The sequence below is a fragment of the Hyalangium minutum genome (genome assembly GCF_000737315.1).
Taxonomy (GTDB): Bacteria; Myxococcota; Myxococcia; order Myxococcales; family Myxococcaceae; genus Hyalangium; species Hyalangium minutum.
This window is the reverse complement of record NZ_JMCB01000001.1, coordinates 548,853-565,960: the sequence shown is the minus strand read 5'-3', so window position 1 is coordinate 565,960 and position 17,108 is coordinate 548,853. Positions and strand designations below refer to the sequence as shown.

Here is a 17,108-nt window from a genome sequence, read left to right as displayed (position 1 = left end):
ATCCTGTCATCTTTTGCCGACGGCATGGCCCGTTTTAGGGTTGCCGCCATGACTCCTTGGAGCGCTTCGAAGCTCACTTCTCTGACCCTCGCCGCCGTTCTCCTGTTCTCGGGGAGAGGGCAGGCTCAGGACTCTGGGCCCATTGAGCCCGCGCGGCTGTCGCAGATCGTCAAGGTGCTCGCTTCGGATGAGTTCATGGGCCGTGCTCCGGGCGGCCCGGCCGAGCAGAAAACCCTGGAGTACATCATCCAGCAGTTCAAAGCAGTGGGGCTGGAGCCTGGCGGCGAGAACGGTGGATGGACCCAGAAGGTTCCGCTCGTCCGCTTCCAGATGGGCGACAACGTCACCCTGAAGCTGCTTTCGGGGGGCAAGACGGTCTCGTTGCGGCAGGGCCAGGAGGTGATGGTCAACACCCAGCGTCCCCTCCAGCGCGTGAAGATCGACAAGGTCCCGCTGGTGTTCGTGGGCTATGGCGTCTCCGCCGCAGAGCGGGGCTGGGATGACTTCAAGAGCACGGACGTCCGCGGAAAGATCGCCGTCTTCCTGATCAACGACCCCGATTTTGAAGCCCAGGAGGGCGAGGCTGTCCGGGGGAAGTTCGGAGGACAGGCGGCCACCTACTACGCCCGGTGGACCTACAAGTTCGAGGAGGCCGCCCGTCGCGGCGCCATCGGGGCGCTGATCGTCCATGACACTCCCGGCGCCGGTTACGGCTGGTCCACCGTTACCGCCGGCAACGGCCAGAGCTTCGACATCGTCCGCGCCCAGCCTGAGAAGGAGAAGGTCCTGATGCAGGGCTGGATTCACCGTGACGCCGCTGCCGCGCTGTTCGCTCGCTCGGGCTTGGACCTCGAGAGGCTCAAGGTCGAGGCGCGCAAGGCCAGCTTCAAGCCCGTGCTCCTCAAGGGCGTCAGCCTCTCCGCCGACTACGCCCTGACCCACGCTCGTGCCGACAGCCAGAATGTGATTGGCCGGCTGCCTGGCTCGAAGCGTCCCCAAGAGTCGATCATGTACGGCGGCCACTGGGATGCCTATGGCGTGGGTCCGGCTGACGCCTCCGGCAGCACTGTCCGCCACGGTGCCGTGGATGACGCCATCGGCATCGCGGGGATGATCGAGATCGCTCGCGCGTTTCAGCAGGGGCCTCGGCCCGAGCGCTCTCTGGTCTTCGCCGCCTGGACCGCCGAGGAGCCAGGACTGCTCGGCTCGGAGTACTACGGCAGGCATCCGCTGCAGCCCCTCGACACCATGGTGGCGAACCTGACCGTGGACATTCTCCAGACCGCGGGGCTGTCCCGGGATGTGGTGCTCGTCGGCCATGGACAGAATGAGCTGGAGGATGCGCTCGCCCAGGCCGCTGCTCGCCAGGGGCGCACCGTCACGCCCGATGCGAAGCCCGAGCGAGGTCTGTTCTACCGCGCTGACCATTTCTCCCTGGCCAAGCGCGGTGTGCCCGTGTTGCTGCTCATGGCCCTGGGCGGCGGGCATGACCTGGTGAACGGAGGCCGCGAGGCCGGTGATCGCTGGGTCGCCGATTACACCGCGCGCTGCTACCACCAGCCCTGCGATGCGTGGAGCGACAGCTGGGACCTCCGAGGCGCCGCCCAGGATGTGCAGCTTCTCTATGACATCGGCCGCGAGCTGGCCTCGTCGGACCGCTGGCCCGCGTGGAAGTCCGGGTCGGAGTTCAAAGAGATTCGGGATCGGTCCGCTGCCGCCCGGAAGTTTGTTAAAGGGAGCCCATGACCTCCAACCGCCATGTCGTCCTCTTCTACAATCCCTCCTCGCGCGCCGCCGGCGTGCGGATCCTCCTCGAAGAGCTCAACGCCGATTATGAGCTCCAGGTGCTCAGCCTGCAGGCCGGTGACTCGCGCAAGCCGGAGTTCCTGGCCATCAACCCGATGGGTAAGATCCCTACCATCAAGCATGGCGACGTGGTCGTAACCGAGCAGGCCGCCATCTACATGTACCTGGCCGAGCTCTACTCCGAGGCGGGGCTGTCGCCCGCAGTGGGCAGCCCGCTCCGGGGGCCGTACCTGCGCTGGATGGTGTTCTACGGCTCCTGCTTCGAGCCCGCTCTGATGGATCGCTCCATGAAGCACGAGTCCGTCGCGCCCGGCACTTCTCCCTACGGCGACTTCGACACGATGCTCACCACCTTGAAGCAGCAGCTCTCCAAGGGGCCTTGGCTCCTGGGTGACACCTTCACGGCCGCCGATGTCCTCTGGGGCACCGCGCTCGCCTGGACCACCGGCTTCAAGCTCGTGCCCGAGTCTCCGGAGATCAAGGCTTATATCGAGCGGGTCAATGCCCGCCCCGCACTGGCTCGCGCTCGCGCGAAGGACGCGGAACTCTCTGCGAAGAAGGCGTAGCCCTTCGAGGCGCTCCGTCCGGCGAGCCCTGGGCGCCCTAGCTCCGCGAAGTGGGAGACTGCGAGCCGCGCGCGAGGCGCTCCACGAGGGCCTCGCGATTTTCCAGGAACCAGAGCTGGCTGCCCTTGTTCGCCTCGTAGACGAAGCTCCGGAGCGCGTTGCTGTTCGCCACCTGGGCCGAGATGTCGCCCAAGATGGTCAACCGGATGCGGTAGGTGGTGAACTTCTGGACAAGCTCGCCCGCCACACCTGTGGCGAGCTTGAAGAAGGACTCTCCCAGTCGAGCGGCGGGAATGGTCATCATGTCGGCCTGATGCTCGAAAGCCAGACTGAGTAGGCTCGAAGCGTCCTGCACCACCGGCCCGTCCTCGGGCAGTTCGAGGATGCGGATGCCTTCCAGCTCCATGATTTGAGCGTTCATGTTCGTCCCGGGTCTCCCGGAAGGGACCTTAGGAGGACAGGCGTGCTCTGTCAGGTTCTGGCCGGCTGGCTGCTCAGGCGCCCGGCGGCCGTCCTCTTGTCCGTAGGAGACGTCCCCTGTGCGGAGTTCCTGTGCGCCCTACCTTTCGCGCATGCAACGACCGGCCGGACATGAACCCCATGTGGTCATCCTGGGCGCGGGCTTCGGCGGGCTGCAGGCCGCCAAGGCGCTGGCCCGTGCCCCTGTGAAGGTGACAGTGGTGGACCGCTACAACCATCACCTCTTCCAGCCCCTGCTCTACCAGGTGGCCACCTCCGTGCTGAACCCCGGAGACATCTCCGCTCCCATCCGCACCGTGCTGCACGCGCCCAATACCACCGTGCTGCTCGCCGAGGCGCGCTCCATCGACGCCGAGCGCAAGGTGGTGATCACGGAAGCCGGAGAGCTGCCCTATGACTTCCTGGTGGTCGCCACCGGGGCCACGCACTCGTACTTCGGGCACCCGGAGTGGGCGCAGTTCGCTCCGGGGCTGAAGACCATTGATGACGCGCTGGAGATCCGCCGCCGCGTGCTGCTGGCGTTCGAGGCCGCCGAGCGCGAGACGGATCCGGAGCGCCAGCGCGAGTGGATGACCTTCGTCATCATCGGAGGCGGGCCCACGGGCGTGGAGCTGGCCGGAGCGCTCGCGGACCTGACGCACATCACGCTGCCCCAGGACTTCCGCCGCATCGATACCACCCAGGCGCGCGTTCTCCTGCTGGAGGGACTGCCGCGCGTGCTCACCGTCTACCCGGAGGAGCTCTCCGAGCGGGCCCGGCGCGATCTCCAGGCGCGCGGCGTGGAGGTCCGCACGGGCGCGATGGTGACGAACGTGGATGCCCACGGTGTCCAGGTGGGGGATGGCCGGATCTCCGCTCGCACGGTGTTGTGGGGAGCCGGCGTGGCGGCTTCGCCCCTCGTGCGCTCGTTGGGTGTGCCGCTGGATAAGGCGGGCCGTGTGAAGGTGACGCCGAACCTGGAGGTGCCTGGCCGAGAGGGCCTCTTCGTCATTGGAGACGTGGCGTCGATCCTCCAGGACGGAAAGCCCGTGCCCGGAGTGGCTCCCGCCGCCATGCAGATGGGGCGGCACACGGCCCAGAACATTCGCCGCCAGATACAGGGCCAGCCTCTGCTGTCGTTCCGCTACAACGATCGAGGCTCCTTCGCGGTGGTGGGGCGCGGCGCGGCCGTGGGCCTCACCCTGCACGAGAAGATCCGCGTCAAGGGGTGGCCAGCCTACCTCGCGTGGGCAGGCATCCACATCTTCTTCCTCATCGGCTTCCGCAATCGCGCGTCGGTGATGTTGCAGTGGCTCTACTACTTCGTCACCCGGCGGCGGAAGGTGCGGCTCATCACCGGCGGGCCCAGCGACGAGCTGCTGCCGCACTCGGTCGCCGTGCCTTCCCTGGCCGAGGGGAGCCGGAGCGCAACGCCCGCGCACGTGCACTGAACGTGAAGCCTGGCGTCCAGGAGAGGCGTGGCTGATTTGCTGCTCCTGGAGGCACTCGGGGGGGCGTGAGCCAGAAGGACAATGTTCCTTCCGCGCCCCGAAGCCCAGCTTCTTCGCGAGTCCACTCACAGAGGAGATAGGACATGAAGAAGGGCTTCAGGAATGTCTTTCTGGTAGGGGCCGTGGCTTCCGCTGCGCTGCTTGGCTGGGGCTGTAAGCAGCCAAGTCAGCCGGGCCAACAGGGAGCCCGGGGGACGGGGCAGACCTCGGGGCGCGGCGTCGGCGGCTCGGGCAGCACGGGACAGACGGAGGGCTCCAGCAGCACGGGGACCGGTGGCGCGGGTTCCACCAGCAGCGGGAACATGCAGGGCAGTGGCTCCACCAGTGGCACCACCAGCGGCTCTGAGCAGAGCGGCAGCACCTCCAGCAGTGGCAACATGCAGGGCAGCGGTGCCCCCGGTAGTACTGGCACGGGCTCGTCGGGCTCCAACCCGGATACCCGCCGCTGAGAGGAGCTTCAGGGCTTTGGCGTACCGTGTCCCCCTGGGGATTCCGGGGGGCGCGGTCTTGTGTTCAGAGCGGCATCAGCCGCTCCACCGCCTGTCTTGGAGAGACGATCGTGAACGGCAGGCCGTGGCGATCCGCGAGGGAGAGCACCCGCTTGTCCTTGCTCACGAGCCAGGCCGCGCCCGCGCGCGCCGTGAGCAGGAGGAACTTCTGATCGTCTCGATCCCGGCACCGGGGTAGCTCGGGAAGGGGCTCCTGGATCGAGGCGGGCACCTGGCGCACCTGGCTCAGGTAGCGGGCGTAGACGTCGCGCTGGCGGACTTCGTCCAGCTTGAAGATGGGCAGGGTGAGCACCCGCTCCAGCTCCAGGAGGGTCTCCGCGTCCGCCCAGGCGATGAGCGAGCCCTGCGCGAGGGCTTCCGCCAGCGGACGGCTGACCGGGTCGTCGAACACCAGCAGATCCAGGACCACGTTGGTGTCGAGCACCACGGGGAGTGGAAACGAGAGCGGGGCAGGGGAGGGCCGGGACATGTTGAATTCCAGCAGCATGCCGCATCCTGTCCCCTCCTGGGGGCCGAGCGGGCTAGGGTACGCCGCCAAGCCATCCTCTAGGACTCCCCATGCGCAGACTCCTCCCCGCAGCGTGTGCCGGTGTGTTGCTGGCCGTCTCCTGTGTCCACGACAAGTCGGCCTCCTCTTCCCCCGTGCCTGCGCCTCCGTCCACGCCCCAAGCCACCGGGCGCGGCGGCGCGGCCTCCACCATCGACGTGCGAGCCACCGCGGCCGCCATCGAGATGCTCAAGAGCGGTGGCAACGCTGTGGACGCGGCGGTGGCTGCGGCGAGCGTCATCGGTGTGACGGACCTGTACTCCTGTGCCATCGCGGGCGGGGGCTTCATGGTCATCTACCTGGCCGATGAGCAGCGCGTCGTCACCGTGGACCACCGCGAGACGGCGCCTCGGGCTCTGAACCGCAGTCACTTCTACGAGAACGGCGCGCCCATTCCCTTTCCCGAGCTGATGGCCAGCGGGCTCTCCACGGGCGTGCCCGGCAATGTGCGCGGCTGGGAGCTGGCCCTGGAGCGCTACGGCACGAAGAAGCTCTCCGACGTCCTCCAGCCCGCCATCCGCGTGGCCGAGCAGGGCTTCGAGGTGGACTCGTTCTTCTTCGAGCAGACCTCGCGCAACCTGGACCGCTTCAAGATGTTCTCCAGCACTGCCCAGCTCCTGCTGACGCCCGAGGGAAAGCCGTACCCCGTGGGCTCGGTGTTCAAGAACCCGGACCTGGCGAAGACGTACCGGCTGGTGGCCGAGGGCGGCAGTCGCGCCTTCTATCGAGGTGAGATCGCCAAGGCCATCGTGGAGACGCTGGCGCATCCGCCGGTGGTGCCCGGCGCCCCGAAGAAGGTACGCCCGGGCGTGATGCAGCTGTCGGATCTGGCGGACTACGAGGCGCGCATTCGCGAGCCCGTGAAGAGCACTTACCGTGGCTACACCCTCTACGGCATGGGCGCGCCCACCAGTGGAAGTATTGCCGTGGAGCTGGCCCTGAACCTGCTCGAGGCGGATGAGCCCGCCTCCATGAGCCGGGTGGATTTCCTCCAGCGCTATATCGAAGCCTCGCGGCTGGCCTTCGCGGACCGGAGCGCTTACGTCGCTGACCCGGAGTTCGTGGACGTGCCCGTGTCCGGGCTGCTCTCGAAGGCCTATGCGGCCGAGCGGCGCAAGGCGATGGACCTGACGAAGGCGGCCACGCGCGAGGTGCCTCCGGGCAACCCCTTCGCCTTCCAGGAGGATCCGAGCTTCGTTCCTCGCGCGGAGGTGGGGGCTTCTCCCTCGCTCGTGTCGGTGCTGGATGTGCCCAACCGGGAGACCACGCACATCTCCACCTCGGACAAGGCAGGCAACATCGTCTCCTATACGTGCACCATCGAGTCTGAGGGCGGCAGTGGCATCGCCGTTCCGGGCTATGGGTTCATGCTCAACAACGAGGTGACGGACTTCGACGTGCCCCCGAACCCGGCCGCCCCGCACGCCAACATCCCCGAGCCCGGCAAGCGCCCTCGCAGCAGCATGGCTCCCACGCTCGTGTTCAAGGACGGCAAGCCTCTGCTGACGCTCGGCAGCCCCGGGGGCAGTACCATCATCACCACCGTGCTGCAGACGCTCGTGAACCACCTGGACCTCGGTATGCCGCTGCTGGAGGCCGTGGGCGCTCCCCGCGTCTCCCAGCGCAACGTGCCTGATGGCTCCAGCCAGGCCGAGCCCGAGTTCATCGCCTCGCCCGAGGGCGCCGCGCTCCAGGCAAAGGGCTACGTGTTCCGCGATGTGACTCCCATGGGCGGCCAGATTGGCGCCACCACCGCCATCCGCTTCAACGACGACGGCACCGTCACCGCCGTGGCCGAGCCCCGGCGCCGCGGTGGAGGGAGCGCCATGGTCGTCGAAGAAACTGGTAAGTGAGCCCCGCAGTCTCAACCCGGGAGAACCTCCTCATGATGTTGCGTCGAGCCGTCGTGGCTTCCCTCGCTCTCACCGCCTCCTGCGCTCCCGTGCAGAAGAAGGACGGGGCCGCCGCTGTCCAGGACACGGTCCGCGTCTCCAACCAGCACCCGTTCGACACGGCCGTCTGCCAGAGCGCCCAGCCCGTGCAGCTGCCCCAGCCCGTGAACCCGGACATCCTCCTGGGCGCGCTGTCGGCGCTGCGGCCGCAGGTCATGGAGTGCCTGGTGCCGCCCACCTCGCGTGGCGAGGCCAAGAGCACCCGCGTCGTGGTGAAGGCCCGGGTCTCCGACCAGGGCGGCCAATACACCGTCTCGGGTGAGAACCTCTCCCCCGAGGGCCAGGCCTGTGTGCAGAAGGCCGTGGAGGCTCGGGTGCCGCTCACCGTCTCGCCCAAGGGCGCCGCCGCAGTGACTGCCGAGGCCGAGTTCTCCCATGAGCAGGGCCGCAGCCTCGCTGTTACGCTCGGTGGGGACGCGGGCTCGGACTACTCGGGCGCGGTGCGCCTGGGCCAGCCGCAGTGGTGTGACTGCTATGCGAGCTTCACCACCCAGGTTCCGCCCACGCTCATGGCTCACGTCCAGGTGGCTCAGGGGCAGACCACTCCCACGGTGACGTTCGATCCGGTCACCACGCCTGAGGGCACCGCGCTGGCCACGTGCCTCCAGCAGAAGATGGCGGCCCTGCCGGTGAAGGCGCCCACGGAGGAGATGCGGTTCTCCCGGCGCTTCATCCACTTCAACTCGCTGGCCACCGAGCCCTCCACGGACCCGCTGACCGAGCAGCGCTTCCTCCAGAACGAGCTGGTGCGCCAGCAGCGCGCGGCGGACAGCACGCTGTGGTTCGGCGCCCGCGACAGCGCCTCCGAGGCCTATGACGCGGCGGTGATGAAGTTCCAGAAGTCCAAGGACAAGAAGCTGATGCCGGAGCTGATCGCCAAGTGCGACCAGGTGGTCGAGGCGGACGCGAAGTGGGCCGCGGCCGTCGAGGCCCAGCACAAGGCGGACCAGCAGTCCCTGGTTATCGCCCAGGAGCTCAAGGTCAAGGACGCCGCCGCCTGGACCGCCGCCGAGGCCAGTGTTCAGCAGGCGGTGACGAACTCCCAGGAAGAGCTGAGCCGCGCGCAGAAGCGCGTCGCGACGGACCGCGAAGCCTGCTCGAAGATGAAGGGCTGATCCGGCCTCACCGAGTCCGGCACTGCCCATCCACGAAACGGGGAGGCGGCCTGCGCTGCAGGCCGCAGTTGGACATCTCTCCTGTCGCCTTCTGCCACGCCTGCTCTGCCTTCTCGAGCTCGGCCAGCTTGCTCTGCAGCGCCTTCACGTCCGTTGTCTTCGCGCAGTAGGCGATGAACTCGCGCGGCCCGCCGCATGCCTTGTGGCCGAACCCCGCCACCTCGCACTCCTCCACCTGGGCGCACCCGTCCGGCTTGGCCAGCGCCTTCGCCTCGGACGCGAGCTTCTCCGCCTGTTGCTTGAGGACCTGCGCCTGTTCCGGCTTCGCCGGGCCCGTCGAGAGAACCAGCGCCACCGCCCACGCGCCCATCGTGCCTGCCAGCAGTGCCATGAGGTGCTTCCTCCTGTACCCCAGTAAAACAAATGCGCCGGGTGGAAAGGTCCACGCCGGCGCATTCTCTGTCAGTTGCTGAGGGGTGAGGCAGCCAGGCGGAACTCCCTTCTCCGCCCGGCCCGCCCCGGACGCCCGCTCAGGCGCCCAGGGCTTTGCTCCGAGTTACACCGCGCTCTGCTTGCGGCGCCGCCCGAAGGCGTAGTGCGCCAGGAGCAGCAGGCCCAGGTACACCGCGGCGTCGGTGCTCGAGGTGGCGCCGCAGCCGCAGCCCGACTCGGTGAAGACCACCACCGGAGCGGACGTCACCATGTTGCCCGCCCCATCCGTGACGACTGCGGTGATGACGTGCGAGCCACCCTCGGCGTCCGAGCTGTTCCACGTGCCGGCGAGCGTCGCCTCGGTGCCGCTGGCGATCTCCTTGCCGTCCACGAAGAGCTGCAGCTTGGCCACCGTGGTGCCCGGCGCCACCGCCGCCGTGGCATTGATGTTGACCGAGCCGGAGACGTTCGTGCCACCCGCCGGATCCGTTACCGTCACCGTGGGCTGAGCGAACGGCGTCACGTTCAACTGCGCCGTCGCCGTGAGCGCCGTATTCTCGGTGTCCGTCAACGTGATGCGCTGCGGCCCCGAGGTCTTGAGGATGAGTTGGAGACTCCTGAGAACGCCGTGGATCCACCTCTCGTTGAAGCCGGCGGGGGCCGCTGGGTCGGAACTCGTCACCATCACTGTGCCCGAGTAGTTGGAAGCCAAGTTGCCGTAGGCGTCGTAGGCGATCGCGGAGAGCGTCGCCTCATGGCCCGCCGTCACGCTGGCCGGGAACGTCAGCGCGAAGCTGGCCGCCACCGCCGGATCCACCGTGAAGGCCGTGCTCGTCGCACCCTCGAAACCCTGGGCCGTGGCCACCAGCGTGTAGCCATTGCCCGCCTTGCGCAGGTTCATACCCTCGAACTTCGCCACGCCGCCCGCCGAGGCCACCGTCGCGCGGCCGTAGAGCTGGCCCGCCACCGTGTTCTCACCCAGGCTCAGCGTCACGTTGAACGAGGCATCGTCGAACGGGTTGCCCAGCGCGTCCTGCAGCTCCACCTCGATGGCGGGCAGCGCCTCGCCCGCCGTCACCTGCGACGTCACGGTGCGGAAGACCAGCTTCGGACCGTGGCCGTTGGTGATGTCGAACGCCGTGCTCGTCACCGTGGGCAGCGCGCCGGAGCTCGCCGTGAGCGTGTAGCCCGTGCCCTTCTTGTCGATGGACAGGTTGGCGAAGGTGGCCACGCCGCTGGTGGCGTTGACCGTCTTCGTGCCCGACAGCGTGCCGTTGCGCGGGTTGCTGCCCAGGGCCACCGTGACGGCGTCCGTGGCGCTGGTGGCCACGTTGCCGAAGGCGTCCTTCAGCGTCACCCGGACCGCGGGAGCAATGGACGTGCCCGCCGCCGTGTTGCCCGGCTGCACCGTGAGCACCAGGGCCGCCACCGGACCGTGGGCCACGTCGAACGCCGTGCTCGTGGCGTCCGGCGCCCCGGCCCCGTGCGCCACCAGCTGGTAGCCCACGCCGGCCTGATGGATGGACAGAGCACCGAAGGTGGCCACGCCGTTGATGGCCGCCACCGTGGTGGTGCCGCCCAGCGTGCCACCCTGGCCGCCCGTGAGCGACAGGGTGATGCTGGCCGACGAGTCCACGCGGTTGCCCTGCGCGTCCTGCAGCTCCACGGAGGTGGTGGACAGCGGCGTGCCCGCCGTCGTGTTCGCTGGCGCCAGCTTGAACACCAGCCGCGCCACGCCACCCGTCGCCACGTCGAAGGCCGAGCTGGTCGCGCCCGTGAGCGTGCCCGCCGAGGCCGTCAGCGTGTAGCCCGTGCCCGCCCGAGCGATGGACAGGTCACCGAAGGTGGCCACGCCGTTGACGGTCGCCACCGTGGTGGTGCCGCTCAGCGTGCCGCCCGCGGCGTTGGACACCAGGTCCAGCGTGACGCTCTGGGGCACGCTCGTCACGGGGTTCCCGTAGGCATCCTGCAGGGCCACCTTCACCGCCGGGGTGATGGGGGCGCCTGCCGCGCTGTTGCTCGGCTGCGTGGTGAAGACCAGCCGCGCCGCCGCCGCCGGAGCGATGTCGAACGCGCCGCTGGTGAGGTTCGGCACGCCCGCCGTGCTGGCTGTCAGCGTGTAGCCCGTGGCCGCGTGCTCGATGGCCAGCGTGTCGAAGGTGGCCACACCGCCCACCGCCGCCACCGTGGTGGTGCCGTTCAGCGTACCGCCCGTCGCACCGCCCAGGCTCAGGGACACCTGCGACGTGGAGCCGGTGAGCAGGTTGCCTTGCGCATCCTGCAGCTCCACTTGGACGGAGCCGAGCACCGCACCCGCCGTGCCGCTGGCCGGAGCCGCGCGGAAGCTCAGCCGCGCCGCCGGACCCGCCGCCACGTCGAAGCTGCTGCTCGGGGTGTTGATGGCGCCCGCAGAGGCCTTCAGCGTGTAGCCCGTACCGGCCTTGTTTACGCTCAGGCCCTCGAAGGTGGCCACGCCGTTGAGGGCGTTGATCGTCCTCGTGCCGCTCAACGTGCCGCCGGCCGGGTTGGCGCCCAGCGACACCGTGATGCTGGCGCTGGACGACGTCACCGTGTTGCCCTGGGCATCCTTGAGCGCCACCTCGACCGCGGGAGCAATGGCCGCACCCGCCGAGGCGTTGCCCGGCTGGACCTGGAAGGCCAGCGCGGAGACCAGACCCGGCACCACGTTGAAGTCCGGAGACGTCGCGGACACCAGGCCCGAGGCGTTCGCCAGCAGTGAGTAGCCCGCGCCCGCCTGGTTGACGGAGAGGCCCGTGAAGGTGGCCACGCCGTTGACGGTGGTCGCCGTGGTGGTGCCGCTCAGGGTGGCGCCCGAGGCGTTGCCCAGAGCCAGCGTCACCTGCACCGGCGTGCCCGTTACCAGGTTGCCGCCCGCGTCACGCACCGCCACCCGGGCCGTGAAGGCCGAGCCCGCGGTGACGTTGCCCGAGGGTGAGGCCGTGAAGGCCAGCGCCGCCGGAGGACCGGCGAGGACGTTGAAGCCCACGCTCATGTCCGCCACCAGGCCGCTGGCGCCCGCCACCAGGGTGTAGTTGGAGCCCACGCGGTCCACCGACAGGTTGCTGAAGGTGGCCACGCCGCCCGCCGCGGGGATCGTCGTGCTGCCGCTCAGCGTCCCGCCCGAGGGGTTGGTTCCCAGCGACACTGACACCGCCGTCGTGGCCAGCGTCGCCGCGTTGCCGTAGCGGTCGTACAGCGCCACCTTGACGGCCGGGGTGAGGGTGCCGCCCGCGACGATGTCACTCGGCTGCTGGGTGATGAGCACCCGGTACGGCGCCGCCGCGGCGATGTCGAACGCGGTGCTCGTCACGCCTGTGAGCGTCCCCGAGCTGGCATCCAGCTTGTAGCCCGAGCCCGCCTTGGTGAGCGCCACGTCGCTGAACGTCGCCACGCCGTCGACGGCCGCCACCGTGGTGGTGCCGGTGAGCGGGCTGCTGGTCGGGTTGGTGCCCAGCGCGACGGTGACGTTGTTGTTGCCGGAGGCGCGGTTGCCGAACGCGTCCAGCAGGGCGACCTGCACCGCCGGGGTGAGCGGTACGCCCGCCGTGCCGTTGGACGGCTGCGTCAGGAACGTGAGGCTGGCCGCCGGGCCCCCGGTGATGTTGAAGGCGGCGCTGGTGGCGCTGGTGAGCGTCCCCGAGCTGGCCGTCAGCGTGTAGCCCACGCCTGCCTTGTTGATGGACAGGTTGCTGAAGGTGGCCACACCCGCCGCCATCGTCGCGGTGGTGGTGCCGCTCAGCGTGCCACCGCCCGGGTTGTTGCCCAGCGCGATCGTCACGCTGTTGGTGCCCGAGGTGATCGGGTTGCCGTACGCATCCGCCAGGCTCACCTTCACCGCCGGGGTGATGGAGGCGCCCGCCACGGTGTTGGAGGGCTGGGCCGTGAAGGCCAGGCTCGCCGCCGTGCCTGCGGTGACCGAGGTGCTCCCGCTGCCGGTGATGGCCGGGGCGGCCGAGTCCTTCGCGGTGAGGGTCCGGGTGCCCGCCGTCTTGAAGGTGACGGGGACGTTGGTGGCCACGCCTGCGGTGAAGCTCACCGAGGCCGGCAGCACCGCCTGCGTGTCCGAGCTGGTGAAGATCGCCGAGCCGGTGTAGCCGGTGGCCGTCTGGCCCAGCGAGTCCTTGGCCGTGAGGGTGAATGTGGTCTGCGTACCCGCCGCCACCGTGGTCGGCAGACCCGTCACCGTGTACGACGCGGCCGGACCTGCGGGAGGCGTGTTGGTGGTGCAGGCGGTGTACCCTTCCGCGTTGATGCGGATGTCGTCCACGTAGAAGCCCTCGTAGACGACGGAGGTGTCCGTGTAGGTCTGGAACGCGAACCACACCGTCCGTCCCGCCAGCGGGTTCAGGTTCACGGTGACGGCCTTCAGCGCCCCATTGGCAGCCGCGCCCGCGGTCTGGGTCGTCCAGACCCGGTTGGTCACTCCGCCGATCGTGCCGTCGTAGCTGGTGGCGGTGATGTACGGCGCCGTGGTGCTCGACGTCTCACCCACGGCGGTCCAGGGACCGGTCGCACCCGTGGTGCTGTAGGCCAGCCAGACGCCGTCGTAGCTCGCCTCGAGCTGGTACCAGACGTTGAACGTCATCTGCGCGCCGGTCGCCGTGGACGGGATGGCGAAGCCGTTGATGCCGGCCGTGGAGCCGTTGCCGCCCAGCGACAGCACCGACTGGACGCTGGTGCCATAGGTGCCGCCGCACGTGGTGGCTGCCGCGCCGAAGCGGTACGACTTGTTGGAAGACTGCCAGTGGCAGCCCGTGGTGAGGTTGAACGTGCCCGCCGTTCCCGAGGTGAGGTAGTAGGCGGCTGCGTTGGCCGGGCGGTTGCCGTCGAAGTCGTCGAAGAAGCGGACGCCCACCGACGCCGAGCCCGAGCCCAGGGCCGAGCGCTCCACGGTGTTCGTCTCCTCCACGGTGGCCCCGCCTGTCTCCGTGGCGCGGACCACGTAGTAGTACCGCGTCCCGGCGACGACGCCCTGGTCGTCCGCGTAGCTGCTGCCCGTGACGCCCGTGGCGATACGGTTGGCGCCGGACGGAGTGAAGCCCGAGGTGGTGCTGCGGTAGACCGAGTAGGTCAGCGAGCCGCCGCAGGTGGGCGTGGCCGCGGCCCAGGCCACGGTGTTGGCGCACGTCGAAGTGCCGGCGCTCGTCGCGTTGGTGGCGCCCGTGAAGGTGGGCGGCAGGGCGCACGTGCCCGTCGCCGTGACGGAGGCCTCGTTGGAGTTGGGGGCCTCGGCGCACAGCACGCCGCGCACCACGTAATAGTAGGTGATGGTGCCCGAGACGTTGTTGTCCACGAAGCTGGTGCCCGTCACCGGCGCGGTGTTCAGGCGCGTGTACGGGCCGCCCGCCGTGGTGGCGCGATAGACGTTGTAGGAGTCCGCGCCGTTGCCCGTCCACGTCACGGTGACGCTGTTGTCCGCCGTGGCCGTGGCCGCCACGTCCGAGAGCGACGGAGGCGCGGTCTGGCACGTGTTGTAGGCAATGAGGGCGAAGTCCTGGTCCAGCGAGGAGGCGTTGTTCGGCACGCCGTCCGAGTTGATGTTCGTCGCCGTCACCGTCACGGTGAAGGGACCGGAGGTGCCCGCGGGCAGGAACACACTCTCCACGTTGTTGGAGGCGTCCGCCGAGCCGCCCGTCACCGAGTTGGCCCCGGTGAAGACGTTGCCCTTATAGGTGTTGCTGCCCAGCGTCACCACCAGGTCCAGGTTGTTCTTCCACGCGCTGCCGGTGGTGGAGCCCGGCGCGTCCGTCCACGCCAGGGTGACGCGGAACGGCTTGGTGGTGTCCGCGATGACGCCATTAAAGGTGCGCGTCTGGCCCGTGGCGGTGAAGAGGTTGGCCGCGCTCTGGTCGTCCAGCAGGCGGGGCACGCCGTCGAACCCCATGCCCAGGTCCATCAGGCCCATGCCCTGGTTGTTGGACCACAGGGTGTCATTGGCGCTGGTGCCCGTCATGTAGCGGGCCGAGTTCATCAGGAAGGCCTTCGTCATCGCCGCGCTCGGCGGGGCCATTCCCTGGTTGATGAAGTACTGGCGCACCAAGGCCGCGCCGCCAGCGATGGCCGGCGTGGAGTGCGAGGTACCCGAGGAGGCCGTGTACCACTGTTGGCCCACCGGGAAGAAGTTGCTGGAGTTGGGGCCCGCGCACACGCCCGTGGCGTTGAAGCAGCTGAGCGCGCCACCGTTGCCCGTTGGCGGGTTGGCGGAGAGCGCCGCCTGGGCCACGCCACCAGACACGTGCGTGCCCGGCGCCATCAGGTCCGGCTTCTTGCGGCCATCCGCCGTGGGACCGCGGCTGGAGAAGGCGACGATGTCCATGGCGCTGTTGGCCTCGGCATCCGTCGTGCCGCACTGGTCCGCGCCGCCAAAGGCCTGCACGTTCTCGGAAGCGCCCGCGGTGATGACGTTCTTCGCGGTGCCGGGGCTGCCCACCGAGCCCGCGGTGGAGCCGTCGTTACCGGCCGCGAAGACGATGACCATCTCCTGGTTGCCCGCGGCAGGCACGGCCGAGGTGGCCGGCTGCGCGTCACGCACCAGCGCGTCATAGCGCTGCGCGTCCGTGGTGTAAGCGCTGGTGCTGGCGCCCCAGCTGTTGGAGCTGATGCGCATGCCGTCGCGGTACGCGCGGGACTGCAGGTTCTCGTAGTTGGGGTTGGTGAAGGTGCCCGGGTCGAAGATGACGGACGAGCCGAACTTCACGAAGGGTGCCACGCCCACGCCGTAGTTGAAGCCCGCCGAGTCCTCGAACGGCGCACCCGTGAGGTTGGAGTAGCCGCCGATGATGTGCGTGTTCAGGTTGCCGTGGCCGTCGCAGCCCTGGATGGTGCTGCCCGTGTTGGCCGTGCCCTCGAGGCGCGCGTACATCAGGCGGCTTGGGCTGGTGACGATGCCGCTCGTGTAGAGCCCGAAGTGGTTGGGCGCCGCCGGGTTGGCGTTGTCCACGCCGCTGTCCGTCACGTCCACGCCAAAGCCGGATGCGGTGAACTGCGCCTGGGTGAAGCCCTTGGAGGCCAACCACGCCAGCCACGTCGGCCCGTTGGGCTGCGTGCCGGTGAGGTTGCCGGAGATGATCATGTTCTGCCGCTCGTCGAACTTGCGCGGCATGGGGCGCGGCTGAATGGACAGCACGTCCGGGCGAGTGGCGATCTGGTAGAGATCGTTCACCTTCAGGTACGTGTGCACGTTCACGTAGCCGAGGGCCTCCTGGATCGTCCCGCTCTGGGACTGCAGGCGGCGGATGAGCTCCAGCGTCTCCTCGTTGGCCTCCTCATCCTTGATGAGCTGCACCTCGAACGTCTCCGAGGTGGACGTCTGGACGTTGCGGTGGAGCTTGTAGTCGTTCAGGTACTCGCCGTTCCACTGGACGATCTTCGCCTTGTCGGACAGACCCTGCAGGGAGTTGAGCGAGGGGGCGCTGCCGTACACGAGGTAGGCGTTGTTCGGGATGTACGAGACGATCCGCGCGCCCGTGGCCTCCAGCTGCTGGTACCACTCGGGCTGGATGGGGCCGGCAAACTGCACCAGGTGGAAGCGCTTGCCCGTGGCGGCCTGCTGCTTGACGCCGCGCAGCCCCTGACCGTGCTCGGACGCGGTGTCGATGGTGCCCGCGTTCAGCAGGATGTCGTTGTAGTCGTCGCGGAGCTCGGCGCCCTCGGGCAGCGAGGCCAGCGCCTTGTCATCCACCTGCACCAGCTTGAATGCACCGTAGTCAGCGATCTCGTGAACGGCGGCGCCGCGCTCCCGCAGCTCCTGCGCCTGCTTCGCGGTGAGCTGCACCTTGTGCGTGAGCTGCTCCGCACTGACGCTCTCGGACTGCGGCTCGGACGTGTTCCCCGAGCCCTCACAGCCCAACAGCGAAAGCATTCCGACCAGCCCGAGCACGCGGGTGCTCCTGGCTCGCAGCCCTGTTCCGGGCAGCCGGCTTACTGGATGGTTCATATGGTCTTGGCCCCGACTCGCGAGCGCTGCGATCCGCGGTTTCCGCACGCGCTCGATGCGGATCCGGTCCCACTGCAATGTTGCGCAATTATCACCGTGAGAAAGGAAATTTCAAACCGTCAACAATTCTTTGAGCTCATGAGAATTTGGGGAAAAACCGCTTGTCACAGGGTTTTTCACGGGCAGGGCAGCAGCCGGGCGGGCAGGGTGGAGCACAGAGAGATCGACTCGGCCCGGGTGGAGCGCCTAATCAT

At 68.7% G+C, this 17,108-nt stretch carries 10 protein-coding genes; 6 read left to right on the top strand and 4 right to left on the bottom strand.

Going from position 1 to position 17,108, the window contains the following annotated elements:
* Nucleotides 1–48: 48 nt before the first annotated feature.
* Both DB31_RS02030 and DB31_RS02025 read left to right on the top strand, forming a co-directional pair.
* Nucleotides 49–1,746 carry a M28 family metallopeptidase gene (locus tag DB31_RS02030; RefSeq protein WP_083967967.1) on the top strand — a complete coding sequence of 566 codons (1,698 nt, stop codon included), beginning with the start codon at nt 49–51 and terminating at the stop codon, nt 1,744–1,746.
* The gene (locus DB31_RS02025) at nt 1,743–2,372 is read left to right on the top strand and encodes a glutathione S-transferase family protein (protein WP_044181171.1); all 630 of its coding nucleotides are present in this window, start codon (nt 1,743–1,745) and stop codon (nt 2,370–2,372) included. The genes DB31_RS02030 and DB31_RS02025 overlap by 4 nt, the downstream gene beginning before the upstream one ends.
* 37 nt (nt 2,373–2,409) lie before the next feature.
* Here the strand turns inward: DB31_RS02025 and DB31_RS02020 are convergent, their stop codons facing one another.
* A complete protein-coding gene (locus tag DB31_RS02020; protein WP_044181168.1) occupies nt 2,410–2,793 on the bottom strand; it encodes a DUF4180 domain-containing protein in 384 nt (127 codons plus the stop codon).
* A gap of 181 nt (nt 2,794–2,974) precedes the next feature.
* Between DB31_RS02020 and DB31_RS02015 the strand changes: the two genes are divergently transcribed.
* Both DB31_RS02015 and DB31_RS48505 read left to right on the top strand, forming a co-directional pair.
* Nucleotides 2,975–4,282, top strand: coding sequence for an NAD(P)/FAD-dependent oxidoreductase (locus tag DB31_RS02015; protein ID WP_240486482.1), 1,308 nt, complete (start codon nt 2,975–2,977; stop codon nt 4,280–4,282).
* Between the two features lie 143 nt (nt 4,283–4,425).
* A complete protein-coding gene (locus DB31_RS48505) occupies nt 4,426–4,791 on the top strand; it encodes a hypothetical protein (RefSeq protein WP_157231746.1) in 366 nt (121 codons plus the stop codon).
* A gap of 64 nt (nt 4,792–4,855) precedes the next feature.
* Here DB31_RS48505 and DB31_RS02005 read toward each other — a convergent pair whose 3' ends face one another.
* Nucleotides 4,856–5,338, bottom strand: a complete 483-nt coding sequence (locus DB31_RS02005) for a putative toxin-antitoxin system toxin component, PIN family (RefSeq protein ID WP_240486481.1) — start codon at nt 5,336–5,338, stop codon at nt 4,856–4,858.
* A gap of 71 nt (nt 5,339–5,409) precedes the next feature.
* On the opposite strand from DB31_RS02005, the gene ggt reads away from it, so the two are divergent.
* Together ggt and DB31_RS01995 are read left to right on the top strand one after the other, a co-directional pair.
* Entirely contained in the window at nt 5,410–7,251 is a 1,842-nt protein-coding gene (gene ggt / locus DB31_RS02000; RefSeq protein ID WP_044181162.1) for a gamma-glutamyltransferase, read from the top strand.
* A gap of 53 nt (nt 7,252–7,304) precedes the next feature.
* On the top strand, nt 7,305–8,465 hold the full coding sequence (locus DB31_RS01995; protein ID WP_240486480.1) for a hypothetical protein: 1,161 nt from the start codon (nt 7,305–7,307) through the stop codon (nt 8,463–8,465).
* Nucleotides 8,466–8,472: 7 nt separating this feature from the next.
* Here the strand turns inward: DB31_RS01995 and DB31_RS01990 are convergent, their stop codons facing one another.
* Both DB31_RS01990 and DB31_RS01985 read right to left on the bottom strand, forming a co-directional pair.
* The gene (locus tag DB31_RS01990) at nt 8,473–8,856 is read right to left on the bottom strand and encodes a hypothetical protein (protein WP_044181159.1); all 384 of its coding nucleotides are present in this window, start codon (nt 8,854–8,856) and stop codon (nt 8,473–8,475) included.
* A 165-nt stretch (nt 8,857–9,021) separates the two neighbouring features.
* Nucleotides 9,022–16,797 (bottom strand): S8 family serine peptidase, encoded by a 7,776-nt coding sequence (locus DB31_RS01985; protein ID WP_240486479.1) that lies wholly within the window; start codon nt 16,795–16,797, stop codon nt 9,022–9,024.
* Between the last annotated feature and the right edge of the window lie 311 nt (nt 16,798–17,108).

What these genes read in the sequence shown, in the direction of transcription:
- ggt (WP_044181162.1), top strand. Translation starts at nt 5,410, where the DNA reads ATGCGCAGACTCCTCCCCGCAGCGTGTGCCGGTGTGTTGCTGGCCGTC.
- DB31_RS02005 (WP_240486481.1), bottom strand. Translation starts at nt 5,338, where the DNA reads ATGCTGCTGGAATTCAACATGTCCCGGCCCTCCCCTGCCCCGCTCTCG.
- DB31_RS01990 (WP_044181159.1), bottom strand. Translation starts at nt 8,856, where the DNA reads ATGGCACTGCTGGCAGGCACGATGGGCGCGTGGGCGGTGGCGCTGGTT.
- DB31_RS02030 (WP_083967967.1), top strand. Translation starts at nt 49, where the DNA reads ATGACTCCTTGGAGCGCTTCGAAGCTCACTTCTCTGACCCTCGCCGCC.
- DB31_RS02025 (WP_044181171.1), top strand. Translation starts at nt 1,743, where the DNA reads ATGACCTCCAACCGCCATGTCGTCCTCTTCTACAATCCCTCCTCGCGC.
- DB31_RS48505 (WP_157231746.1), top strand. Translation starts at nt 4,426, where the DNA reads ATGAAGAAGGGCTTCAGGAATGTCTTTCTGGTAGGGGCCGTGGCTTCC.
- DB31_RS02020 (WP_044181168.1), bottom strand. Translation starts at nt 2,793, where the DNA reads ATGAACGCTCAAATCATGGAGCTGGAAGGCATCCGCATCCTCGAACTG.